The organism is Anditalea andensis, assembly GCF_000714815.1.
Taxonomy (GTDB): Bacteria; Bacteroidota; Bacteroidia; order Cytophagales; family Cyclobacteriaceae; genus Anditalea; species Anditalea andensis.
In genome coordinates, this window is sequence record NZ_JMIH01000028.1 from 69,221 (window position 1) to 82,452 (window position 13,232).

General features: G+C 42.1%; 8 protein-coding genes. 7 read left to right on the top strand and 1 reads right to left on the bottom strand.

All coding sequences use genetic code 11. The features are described from left to right. Nucleotides 1-491: 491 nt before the first annotated feature. Complete coding sequence (locus tag EL17_RS19560) at nt 492-2,975, top strand: S9 family peptidase (protein ID WP_035078254.1); 2,484 nt, start codon at nt 492-494, stop codon at nt 2,973-2,975. Nucleotides 2,976-3,016: 41 nt separating this feature from the next. Here EL17_RS19560 and EL17_RS19565 read toward each other — a convergent pair whose 3' ends face one another. After that, nucleotides 3,017-3,973, bottom strand: coding sequence for a sugar phosphate isomerase/epimerase family protein (locus EL17_RS19565; protein WP_035078257.1), 957 nt, complete (start codon nt 3,971-3,973; stop codon nt 3,017-3,019). 167 nt (nt 3,974-4,140) lie between these two features. On the opposite strand from EL17_RS19565, the gene EL17_RS19570 reads away from it, so the two are divergent. The 6 genes from EL17_RS19570 (at nt 4,141) to EL17_RS19595 (ending at nt 13,183) form a co-directional block, all read left to right on the top strand. Beyond that, on the top strand, nt 4,141-6,726 hold the full coding sequence (locus tag EL17_RS19570) for a M14 family zinc carboxypeptidase (protein WP_240486036.1): 2,586 nt from the start codon (nt 4,141-4,143) through the stop codon (nt 6,724-6,726). A 161-nt stretch (nt 6,727-6,887) separates the two neighbouring features. Further along, nucleotides 6,888-8,162 (top strand): sterol desaturase family protein, encoded by a 1,275-nt coding sequence (locus EL17_RS19575; RefSeq protein WP_035078270.1) that lies wholly within the window; start codon nt 6,888-6,890, stop codon nt 8,160-8,162. A gap of 294 nt (nt 8,163-8,456) precedes the next feature. After that, nucleotides 8,457-10,610 carry a TonB-dependent receptor gene (locus EL17_RS19580; protein WP_035078273.1) on the top strand — a complete coding sequence of 718 codons (2,154 nt, stop codon included), beginning with the start codon at nt 8,457-8,459 and terminating at the stop codon, nt 10,608-10,610. A gap of 12 nt (nt 10,611-10,622) precedes the next feature. Continuing rightward, nucleotides 10,623-11,276 carry a hypothetical protein gene (locus EL17_RS19585; RefSeq protein ID WP_035078281.1) on the top strand — a complete coding sequence of 218 codons (654 nt, stop codon included), beginning with the start codon at nt 10,623-10,625 and terminating at the stop codon, nt 11,274-11,276. 90 nt (nt 11,277-11,366) lie between these two features. Next, a complete protein-coding gene (locus EL17_RS19590; protein WP_035078283.1) occupies nt 11,367-12,434 on the top strand; it encodes a sensor histidine kinase in 1,068 nt (355 codons plus the stop codon). After that, entirely contained in the window at nt 12,431-13,183 is a 753-nt protein-coding gene (locus EL17_RS19595; RefSeq protein ID WP_035078285.1) for a LytR/AlgR family response regulator transcription factor, read from the top strand. The genes EL17_RS19590 and EL17_RS19595 overlap by 4 nt, the downstream gene beginning before the upstream one ends. Nucleotides 13,184-13,232: the final 49 nt, after the last annotated feature.

The window sequence follows — 13,232 nt, forward strand, 5'->3', positions numbered from 1 at the left end:
TATAAACTTCTGAAATTCAATTCATATTGATAACTAAAGCCTCATCATGCCAGACCTTTTAAGTCAAAATCAATATAAATCGGCGCGAATATAATACTAAAATTCAATTCTCATCAGATCTATTTAATGGCATAGATTTAATGAATGTTAATGTTTGTTAACATACTTTATTTATGAATGTGGTTTGGATGAACATCATATCCTTACTCAGTATAAAAAAGGAATAAAATTTAGATATGCATAACCATAAATCTGGTAAAGTGTCCATTTAATGCCCAAAAGATAAACTGAAAATAGATTTACAAAACGTTCACTTCGATATCCGTATCACCCTCAATGACTTCATGATTATTAACTTCAGAGAAGATAACGGGGTAATAACATATTAAAATATGTATCCATACCAGTAATCCCTCATCAGCTTTTACACCAATGGTTCCTCAATTAATGGAAATTATTATAGTTTCGGATCTTTGAACCTTGATAATAATATGAAACGATGTATCCTATCTTTAAGCTTTATTCTTATTTCCGTGTGGGGCTATGCCCAAGTGGGAGTAGAAAAAGGCAACTATGAACTTGCTGCCAGGTTTTCTCCTGAAAAACTCAAAAAGATGATTTTCTCTACCGATGTGGATCCACACTGGTTAAAGAAGTCAGACCGGTTTTGGTATGAATATGAAACCAGTGAAGGAAAGTTTTATTATATCGTAGACCCCGGCAAAAAGACCAAAAATGATTTGTTTGACAGAGATAAGCTAGCAGCTGAAATCACCAGGATCGTAAAAGACCCATTTGATGGACAGCACCTTGACCTTAACGATTTAAAATTCCTTGAGGATGAAAGTACGATAAGCTTTAGAATTAAAAGTTCGGAGCAGGTATTAAAAAAAGACTGGGACAAAATCAAAGCAAAAAATAAAAATGCTAAAGATTCTCTAGAGCAAAAAACCTATGAATTTCATTACAACCTAGGCACCCAGATCCTAACAGAAATAAAAGATCCCGCAAAGGAGCCCGAGCGACAGTCATGGGCTAACATATCACCTGATTCATCCAAAATTATTTTTGCAAAACACCATAACCTTTACTGGATGAATAAAGCTGATTTTCTTAAAGCTGTAAAAGATGAAAAGGATTCTACTATAGTGGAACATCAGCTTACCCAGGACGGCGAAAAAGATTATGACTATGGTACAGGAGGAAGAGGTGAAGACAATGTAGATGAAGAAAAAAACAAGGATAAGCGCAAACGTGCTATGGTCTTATGGAGTGATGACTCTCAGCAGTTCATATTTACCCGGTCGGATAACAGACAGGTAAAGGATCTGTGGGTGATCCATCACACCAAAGATCCTAGGCCTACCTTAGAGTCCTATAAATATGCTATGCCGGGAGAAAAGGAACAGCCTATCCAAGAGCTGGTCCATTATTCCTTTGAGACAAAAAACATGAACAGACTTCCTGTTCCTACATTTAAAGATCAAAACATAGGTTTATGGTCCGCATCCCTTCCCAATAATGCCAGAGACGATGACTTTAAACCGATCAAATGGCTTGGAGACAATAACAGTTTTTACTTCTCCATAACATCCCGCGATTTGAAGAAAGTGGATATCTGTAAATGGAACCTTAGGGATAACAAAAAAGAAGTCATCGTAGAAGAAAGAAGCAATACATATATAGATATCAATAAGCCAGAAATCCTAAGCAATGGCCTAGAAATCATCCACTGGTCAGAACGAGACGGATGGGGACACCTGTATCTATACGGCTCGGATGGAACACTAAAGCGTCAGCTAACTTCGGGCAGCTATCATGTGGAAAGTATAGCAAGAGTAGATGAGAAAAACAGAAAAGTCTACTTTGTAGCCAATGGCAAAGAAAGCGGAGAGGATCCCTATTATGAACATCTATATAGTGTAAATCTGGCCGGCGGAGCTGTTACCCTTATGAATACAGGTAACTTTAACCACAGTATCAATATGAATGACACAGGATCCTATTTTGTAAATAATTCCTCTAGGGTAAATACCGTACCTGTGGCTACACTACATGACAGAACGGGAAGGAAAGTCATGGATTTAGAGAGTTCCGACTTCTCCCTTCTTACGGCAGCAGGATATAAGTTCCCTGAACCGTTTACCTTTAAGGCCGATGACGGATATACAGATCTTTACGGCGTAATGTATAAGCCCTATGATTTTGACTCTACTAAAAAATATCCTATTATAGAGTATGTATATCCTGGCCCTCAAACCGAAGCGGTGAACAAATCCTTTGGAAGAGGAATGGACAGAATAGACCGACTGGCCCAACTGGGCTTTATCGTCATCACTTCAGGAAACCGGGGTGGCCATCCCGGCAGGTCAAAGTGGTACCATAACTATGGTTATGGCAATCTCCGTGACTATGGCCTAGATGACAAAAAAGCAGCCGTAGAGCAATTAGCCGACAGACATCCCTATATAGATAAATCACGCGTGGGAATTCATGGCCACTCAGGAGGAGGATTTATGTCCACTGCAGCTATGTTAGTATATCCTGATTTCTTTAAGGTCGCTGTGTCCAGCGCCGGGAACCATGAGAACAATATTTATAACAGATGGTGGTCTGAAAAACACCATGGCACGCAGGAGGTCATTACCCCTAAAGGGGACACCACCTTCGTATACCAAATAGAAAAAAACCCAGATCTCGCTAATAACCTGAAAGGCAGATTGCTTTTAGTAACTGGAGATGTGGATAATAATGTACATCCCGCCAATACCATCCGTATGGCAAATGCGCTCATAAAAGCAAATAAGAGGTTTGATATGATTACACTGCCGGGACAGCGCCATGGTTTTGGGGATATGACCGAATACTTCTTCTGGAGAATGGGTGATTATTTTGTTCAGCATTTATTGGGAGACAATACTCCTCCACCAGTGGATATGCTGGAAGTGCAGCGGGAAAAACCGCAAAAGAAATAAAATTAAAGGCCTGCAGAACAGTAGGCCTTTTTTATATGAAATTATACTGTCTTTAAATATTTATAACTTTTCTCCAAAGCTGCCTTAGGTTCCTTGACCATATCCTGCTCTACAAAGAAATGGTCCACTCCATTTTTCTTTGCCGTAGAAAGAATGGTAGGCAGGTCCAATACCCCTTCACCAGCGGACGCCATATAAGGAAAGAGGACAAACCACTGGGAAGCATCACCCCCGTCCCCGGAGAATTGCTTTTTCTCCGTCATGTCCTTTATATGCATCAATTTATACCTGCCTTTGTGCTCTTCTAATAACGCGACCGGATCAGCTCCAGCCGCTGTGGTCCAGAAAACATCCATTTCAAAATAGACTAATTTAGGATCTGTTTCCTTAAAAATGATATCCATAGGGATTTTTCCATCTATCTCGTGAAAGCCATACCCATGATTATGATAAGCAAACTTGATCCCATACTTATTTGCCTCCGCCCCTATTTGATTAAATTCATCTGCCACTCTTTTATACCCATCAAGATTTTGGCGCTTTTCATCGGGTATGGATGGCAGAACCACATAGTGTGCCCCAAGGGAGTTGGCGGCTTCTGCCAGTTCAGGCATCTTAATGGACAGTGTTTCCATATCTGTATGCATCGCAGGAACCTTAAAACCATATTTCTTCATCAGAGATTTTACTTCATCCCTGCTCTTCCCAAAATAGCCGCTTCCTGAAAAACCGAGCATAGTAGCCGCTCCGGCCCATTGTTTGATGTTTTTTTCATCACTGAAAGGATATGGACCAAACAGCTCTAGCTCTTTGAATCCAATGGAAGAAAGCATATTAAGACCACCCTCAAAATCCTCACTAAGCATTTTGGGTACAGAGAAAAGTTGAATCCCGATATTATTTAGCAGTGAAGGCATTGCCATTAGTTTATTTGTGCCAGCTAATGTAGCCAAAGACATCAGCGCTGTACTTTTAATAAAATTTCTTCTGTTGAACATGGGAATAGGTTTAAATGGGTAGTTATTGTTACTTAAATATAAAATTTAATGTTTTTTTTTCAACGGAAAAGGTAAATAAAACATACATCGATATTTGATCACTCATCAAATTGTATTTTTAAGATTAACGATATTTCTCCATATTGAGGAAAAATCATTTCTTCTATATGAATAATTTTCTTCTTAAGAGTTTCTTCTCCCTAATAATGGCAGGAGGGATATTCTTAACATCACTCCCTCTACAGGCTCAGAACGCTTATTTCTTTCCAAATGCCCAGCATTTTGACAATAATATACCTACACCTGAGTCTTTCCTTGGATATAAGATAGGAGAAAGACAGACTCGCTATGACAAGGTGGTGGCTTACATGGAGGAACTGGCAAGGAAATCTGACCGGGTGACTATAGAAACCATAGGGCAAACATATGAATACCGTCCCCAGGTCATCCTGACCATTACCTCTCCTCAAAACCACGGGAGGCTCGACCGGATCAGAGAAGACCACATGCAGCTGGCAGATCCTGCCCAGACTGCTCCTTCTCTTGAAAATATGCCCGTACTGGTCCATTTGGGCTATAATGTTCACGGTAATGAATCCTCCAGTACCGAAGTATCCATGCTCACCGCATACTACTACGCAGCCAACCAGGATGCCGAAACGGAGCAGTATCTCAATGAGGCTGTCATCTTTATCGACCCGGCACTTAATCCTGATGGAAGAGATAGACATACCAACTGGGTGAGCATGCACCAGGGAAATCCTCCCGTAAGCGACCCAGCGGATAGAGAGCATAATGAAGTATGGCCAGGAGGCAGGGGAAACCACTATTGGTTTGATCTGAACAGAGACTGGCTTCCGCTGGCACATCTGGAGAGTAGAAACAGATTGGCCCATTTCCATAAGTGGCTGCCGAATATCTATATCGATTTCCATGAAATGGGCACAGGCTCCACTTATTTCTTTGAGCCTACCAAGCAGTTCAGCTCGGAAAACAGACTCGTCCCCCGAAGCAATTACGACGGACTAAACAACATCATGGCCCAGTACCATGCCGCTGCTCTGGACGGCCTGGGTTCACTTTACTTTACCAAAGAACAGTTTGATAACATCTATCCGGGATATGGAGGAACTTATGCTGACTTTCACGGTGGGTTAGCCATTACTTTTGAGCAGGCAAGTTCCCGAGGAAATATCCAGGAAAACAGTCTAGGTGAATTGACCTTTGCTTTTACCATCAGAAACCATACTGCTACAGGCTTGGCTACTGTGAAAGGTGCAGTAGAGAACAGGGAAACTTTTCTTAGGCACCAAAGAGCATTTTTTCACTCTGCACTTACTGATGCCAAGAAAAATCCGATCCGTGCTTATGTATATGGTGAAACAGCAGACGCCAGCAGGTTGCGTACATTTACCGATGTCCTACTGGCCCACCAGATCGAAGTCTATGAGGTAGAAAATGATCAGAATATAGGGGGAATACCGTTCAAAAAAGGAAAATCCTATATCGTACCAACAGATCAGCCACAATACAGAATGGTGGAATCTGTTTTTGCCAAGACCACGGACTTCGATGACAGCGTATTCTATGATGCCTCCACCTGGACCCTAGCACTGGCTTATAACCTGCAGCACGCAGAAGCCAAATCAAGTGTAAATAAAGGAAAGCGGGTAGCGAAGACTACAGCAGAAAATTATAAAGCTCCGGAAAAAAGCAATTATGCCTATATCATGGACTGGGCAGATTATAATGCTCCTGCGGCACTTTACAGTTTGCAGCAAAAAGGCGTGGCTACCCAAACCATCTTCAAACCTATCACTGCCGGCACATCTTCGGGGGAAAAATCTTTAAGTGCAGGATCCATCAGTATACCTGTATCCGTACAGAAAATATCTGCTGACAGTCTATATAAAGTTATCCAAAAGGTGATAGAAGAAAATGGAGTTCCCATGATTTCTGTGACAACAGGACTAAGCCTAGAAGGGGTGGATCTGGGAAGTGCCAATGTAAAGACGTTGACAAAACCCCAGGCCATGATCCTCACCGGGCAAGGGGTAAATTCCACCGAAGTGGGCGAAGTATGGTTTCTACTGGATGAAAAGCTAAAAATGCCTATCACTAAAGTGGAAATGAGTTCCTTTGCCGGAACTAATCTAAGCAGGTACACTACCATAGTAATGGTACATGGCCAATACAAGAATGTGGATGACAATGCTGTGCAAAAATTAAAGAGGTGGATAGCTGAAGGAGGAACATTGATTACCTTTAAATCCGCTGCAGCATGGGCCATAGAAAAAGGCTTGGCACAGGGAGAGGTAATTTCCCCAAATGATACTGCCAAAGCGGAAAGAAGGATCCCTTTTGCTGATGCGGCAGCCACAGAAGGAGCACGGTCAGTGGGTGGGTCTATATATTTGGTAGACCTCGATCTTACGCATCCATTAGGTTTTGGGTATTCTGATGGCAAGCTACCGGTATATAGAAACAGTACTGTATATTTAGCTCCTTCCAAAAATCCTTACAGCACTGTAGCCCAATATGGAGAAAGCCCTTATCTGAGCGGATATGTTTCTCAAGCCAATCTTGACAAAATCAAAAATTCTGCATCCTTATTAGTTCATGAACAGGGTCTGGGTAGGGTCATCATGTTTGCCGAAAACCCAAACTTCAGGGGCACCTGGTATGGAACAAACAAGTTGTTTTTCAATGCACTCTTTTTTGGATCATTGATCAATACTCCGGGCAACTATTAAAAAATGTAACCTATCAACTGGAAAGATTGGCCTATTTGTTTTATGTGCCATACTATCGATGATTCAAGATTTATTAGAAGCATATCTTATTAAATTAAATTTATTTATACCTTTAAAACTGCTATATTTATGATGTAACCTACTGATCTAGAGCAAGGAGTATGGATTTATACGCCAAAGTCATCAATTATACCATCCCCATTTTTCTGTTTTTAATAGCAGTGGAGCATTTTTTTGAATGGAGGATGGGCAGGAAAGTCTCACGTGGACTGGACAGCGTATCAAGCATCAGCTCAGGAGTGACCAACGTGGTTAAGGATGTACTTGGACTCAGCCTCGCTATCATTAGCTATGACTGGCTGCTCGGCCATATGGCCCTGATGTCCATAGAGGCTACCTGGATTACTTATATAGTGGCATTCATAGTGATTGATTTTAAAGGATATTGGAAACACAGATGGGAGCATGAAATCAACTTCCTTTGGAACAGGCATGTGATCCATCACAGTAGCGAGGAATTCAACCTTAGCTGCGGCCTTAGACAGACTGTTTCCGGTGTGGTTGATTACTTCTTCTTCCTATTATTACCTGCGGCACTTCTTGGTGTACCGGTAGAAGTGATTGCCATCGTGGCACCTATACATCTTTTCCTGCAGTTTTGGTACCATACCAGGCTCATAGGTAAACTGGGCTGGCTGGAGAAAGTCATCGTGACACCATCCCATCACCGGGTGCACCACGCGGTCAACGAAGAGTATATGGACAAAAATCTAGGGCAAATCTTTATCATCTGGGACAAACTTTTTGGCACCTTTCAGGAGGAAAAGCCTGACATAAAAATTGTCTATGGCATCACCCGGCCTGCCAAAACCTGGAATCCCATCAAAATTAATTACCAGCATATCTTTTTGCTTTGGAAGGATGCTTATCATACTAAAAGTTGGAAAGATAAATTAAAGATCTGGTTTATGAAGACGGGCTGGAGACCTGCTGATGTAATAGAAAAATACCCCTTAGAAAGCGTAGGAGACCCCTATTTGTACCAAAAATACGATCCCCCTGCTTCCAGTAAATTCAAGGCATGGGCATGGATACAGTTGTTTTTTAATTATTTCCTGTTGGTCTACTTGTTCTCCCATATCGCCGTCATCGGTTCACCCTATATCTTCATATATGGGGCATTTGTAGTGCTTTCTGTTTATGCCTATACGGAACTGATGGACAGAAATCCATATGCCTTATATATGGAAATGGGTAAGTCCTTATTGGGATTATTTATGATCTATTGGATGGGTGACTGGTTCGGAGCAAGTGAGCATTTTGGTTTATGGTATTCCGCTACTGTAGCCTTCTATTGTGTGGCTTCCATTATTGTCGTCGGTTATTTCAGTTTTACAGAGGTAAATGAAAAATCCCAAGCATTGGTAAGGTCTTAAGCCATACTTTGACTCCAGGTCTATGCGGCAAAATTTGTGATCCAGCCCGACACAGAAGCACAGATAGAAAAACTAATATAAGGACAACAAGAGGTAAACTTTGCGACTTTGTAGGTAAAATAAAGGCCGCCAGGCCAAGACCCTTACCTAATACTTGGTGACTTAAAGTCTTTATAGGTATCTTAAAAATCCCATATAACAAATTCTAAAACCCATCCATAAAATTCTACACTTCGGTCAGCTTTAATTTTATCGGCTTTAGTTTATCCCCAATTTTGGATCAAACAATAGCACATGAAAACTCTGACTATTTTTCTACTGACACTTATCTACGCTATCCATTCCCAGGGGCAGACGGTTCTGAAAGGAACTGTAAAATCCATCTTAGGAGAAACCATTCCGGGAGTCAATGTATATTTAAAAGGCACCTATGATGGCACTACCACTGATGTAAAGGGAAATTTTATCTTTACCACCGGTGTAAAGGGAGACCACATACTGGTGATCCAGGGCATGGGATTCAAAACGCAGGAAAAGTTCATTGATATGGAAGCATTACAGTCAGAATACATTTTCACCCTTAAAGAAGCCTTTAATGAACTGATGGCAGTGACCATCTCTGCCGGAGCCATGGAGGCCTCCGATGAGAAAAAAGCAGTGGTGCTCCGGCCTATAGATATAGTAACGACTCCGAGTGCCATGGGCGATATTATCGCTGCTTTTCAGACACTGCCCGGCACCAGTACGGTGGGAAATGACGGACGGCTGTTTGTCCGAGGTGGGGATGCTTCTGAGACGGCCATCTTTATAGATGGAATGAAAGTGGGCAATGCCTTTGGCACCACCGCCAATAATGTACCTACCCGAACACGGTTCAGTCCCAATTTATTCAAAGGTTCATTTTTCAGTACCGGTGGGTATTCGGCCGAATACGGCCAGGCACTTTCTTCAGCATTGGCACTGAACACATTAGATAATCCCATCAGAAACCAGGGAGACATCAGTTTGCTGTCTATAGGAATGGGCTATACCCAAACTCTGGTGGGGGACAAAAACAGCCTAACCGCTTCTGTAAATTATTTTGACCTAGCGCCCTACCAGTCGCTTATCAACCAGCATTTTAACTGGGAAAGAAGTCCGTATGGCTGGGATGCCGAAGTTTCTGCCCGGCAAAAGTGGGGGAAAAACGGAATGGTGAAGGCTTATGTACATTCCGAGGCTGGAGGCATGCAGCTTTGGCAGCCCCTACCCGGTAAAGAAGGTCCCGGCCAGCTGATCAAAGTAAACAACCAATATACCTTTGCCCAAACCTCTTTCAAGCAGACCGGACAAAAGGAGTGGATATACTACGGGGGTCTCTCCTACTCAGATAATGATGACCGGATTGTGATGGAGACATTACACGTCAATCAAAAAAGCCGCCTGACCCATGGAAAACTGGCCGGAGTGAAAAGTTTTTCTGACAGGGTATCCCTGAAAACAGGCGCTGAGACCTATATTCATTACTATAATGAGACCGTATTAGAAGACGGTTTACAACGAAATTACCTGGATCAGCAGTACAACCTATTTTCCGAACTGGACTATTACATCAGTCATAAACTTGTCTTCCGGGGTGGTCTGAGATCAGGTTACAGTACCTTGGCTGATGAATACTGGCTGGATCCGCGGATATCTTTGGCATATAAGTTTGACAACGAAGGTCAGATTTCTGTTGCCGCCGGCCAGTTTAGCCAGTTGCCGCTTGAGCAGCAGCGGGTCATTAATCCAGAACTACAAAATACAAAAGCTGACCACTTGATACTCAATTATTTTATCTCCAAAGAGGGCAGGACATTAAGAGCGGAAGCATTTTATAAAGGTTATGATCATTTGGTCACTTTTGAAGGAATACCCAGAAGTCCAACCAATATCCAACAGGAAGGTGAGGGTTATGCCCAGGGATTTGATCTTTTCTACCGGGATCAGAAAACGCTTACTAACACTGATTTTTGGATCACCTACAGCTTAATAGAGAGCAGGAGAAAATTTGCCCAATTTCAGACAGCCGTTCAGCCAGGGTTTGCCCCCCGACATAACGGTTCTATCGTGGTGAAGCACTTTATCACAGCCCTAAAATCCCAGCTTGGCAGTTCCTTAACTATAAACGATGGCTATACCTATACTGACCCCAATACACCGGGAGAAATGAACAGCAAGACCAAAAGCTTTCAGAACTTAAGTATCAGCTGGAGTTACCTGCCTAAACCGAACCTGATCATCCATCTCGCCTGCTCCAACGTGCTGGGAAGGGACAATGTATTTGGGCATCAGTTCAGTACGGCTCCAAATGATAGCGGAAGATTTGAATCACTACCCATAAGACAGGGAGCTCCCAGATTCATTTTTCTGGGAATATTTCTGACGCTTTCCAAAGACAAAACAGCAAATCAATTAAATAACTTATAAATTTAACAAACTATGAAAAACTCCATCCTTACTTTCGCCTTATTTCTATCAATTATCGCTGCCTCACTGGCTATAGATCCTGCATACGAGAAAGCCATGCTTTCCCAGTTGGAGCAACTCGGACAAGCCAAGACACAGGAGGAATTTCAAGCCGCTGCCAATGCCTTTGCCAGGATAGGAGAAATGAAACAGGAAGCCTGGCTGCCCCAATACTATGCCGCGCTGGCCTATACCCGTATGAGTCTACAGCATCCTGGCAATGTAATAGACAAAGATGCCCTGCTGGCCAAAGCCAAAGAACACCTCTCGAAGGCCACGGATCTTTCACCTTCCAATTCGGAGCTAGTGACACTGGATGGTTTCATCATCATGGCCAGACTCAGCGCTGACCCTCAGCGAAGAGGCCAAAGCTTATCCCCTAAAGTGATGCAGACTTACGGTAAAGCCATCGAACTGGACAAGAGCAATCCCAGACCCCTTATGCTGATGGCCCAGATGGAATATGGAATGGCACAATACTTTGGGCAGGGTCCGGAAAAAGCCTGCGGACTTGCCCGTATCAGCCTGGACCTTTATAAACAGGAGGGCGCCAATGCCTCTGAAAACAACCTTAACCCTACCTGGGGAAAAGAAATGGCCGAGCAGCTGACCAAAAGATGTAAATAATATCAACATCAACATACGGATACATGATCTGTTTTTATGAATAGATCATGTATTTTTACCTCATGCATATTGGCTAATCCTATCCAGATTATGGTAAAAAGTACATACAGTCCCAAATCAGGTTTATTTAATTCAGCCGGAAGATTTCTGATGTTGAATCTGATTATTGTCATAGCCTTGACCTTCACTCAATGTCCCTCCTGTTACACATCTTGGGAGGGCTTTCTCTCCATACTGGATAATTTTATTTTTTCATTTCTGATGTCCTGTTCCCTGAGCTTCGGAGGACAATATGTAAATCTATACTATGAAAATAAGATCTCTTGGATAGCATATCCCATCCGACGGCTGGTTCTTACTGCAACAACTTATTTTATCTACACCTTTATCGTCAGTTATGTCCTTATTGCGCTTTATATATTGATCTCGGTTGATAGGATAACAATAGACAATATGCCATGGAACATCGTAGCTAAAAATACTATGTATGCCATAGGAGTGGCCTTTATCATCATTACCATTTTTGTGACAAGGTCATGGCTAATGGAGTGGAAAAAAGCTGCCATCGAGGCTGAGCAATTGAAAACCGAAAAAATTGCCAGCAGGTATCAATCGCTTAAAGACCAATTGAACCCTCATTTCCTTTTCAACTCATTAAATGCCCTATCAAACCTGGTATATGAGGATGCAGATAAATCTGCCCATTTCATCCAACAGTTATCAAAAATATATAGATACGTGCTGGACGTACAGCAGGAAGAACTGGTCAGTCTTGATAAGGAACTCGACTTTGCAAAAAGTTACCTGAGCCTTCAGAAGATCAGGTTTGAGGACAGTCTTCGATATAAGATCATTGTAAATGGCACCCAAGGGTATATGCTTCCCCCACTATCCCTCCAACTGCTGTTGGAAAATGCAGTCAAACACAATATCGCCAGCATGGCAATTCCTTTAAACATTTTCATTGAACAAAAAGGCGACAGTCTTTGGGTATGCAATGACCTTCAACCCAAGTCAGGGCCATTGGAAGATACTACAGGTGTGGGATTGGAAAATATTAATAACAGATACGAGCTGCTGAGCCATAGAAAGCCGGAAATCTTACAGGAGAACAATCAATTTATAGTAAAACTCCCCTTATTAAACCTTTCCCAATGAACATACTGATCATAGAGGATGAAAAGCCTGCAGCCAATAGACTAAAGCAACTTTTAGCTGATCTGCTTCCAGAAGCCAAGATTTTCGGTCATCTGGACAGCATCAGTACAGCCGTGAGCTGGCTGGAAACGCATGTCGCCCCAGATCTTATATTCTGCGATATTCAACTGGCAGATGGGCATAGTTTTGAGATATTTGAGCAGGTACATGTGGATACCCCAATTATCTTCGTGACGGCATTTGACCAGTTTGCCATCAAGGCTTTCAAGCTGAATTCGGTGGATTACCTACTGAAGCCATTGGATCCCGAGGAACTGAAAAAGGCCATTCATAAATTTCAGAACCGGCAAATATCCGGCAGACTGGATATATCGGATCTAAAAAATTTACTCCAACCTCAAAAAGCCAATTATAAATCGAGATTTCTGGTAAAATATGGAGAGAAAATCCAAAGCGTGCCAGTTGATGAAATTTCATTTTTCTTCAGTGCAGAGAAAGTCACCTATCTACAAACAGACGAGGGCAGAAAATATATTATGGACTATACCCTCGACCAACTGGATCAGTGGCTGGATCCAAAGCGATTTTTCCGTCTGAACCGAAAATACATCGCCTCCTTTGATTCCATCGCCGAAATCCATACCTATTCTAACAGCCGATTGAAGATAAAACTGGGCCAATGTGACGATAATGATATTCTGGTAAGTAGGGAAAAAGTGGGAGCTTTAAAAGAATGGTTGGATGGGTGAGTTGTATAATTATCTTAATAGCTTTATATACTGTTGGATCAAAAAAAAT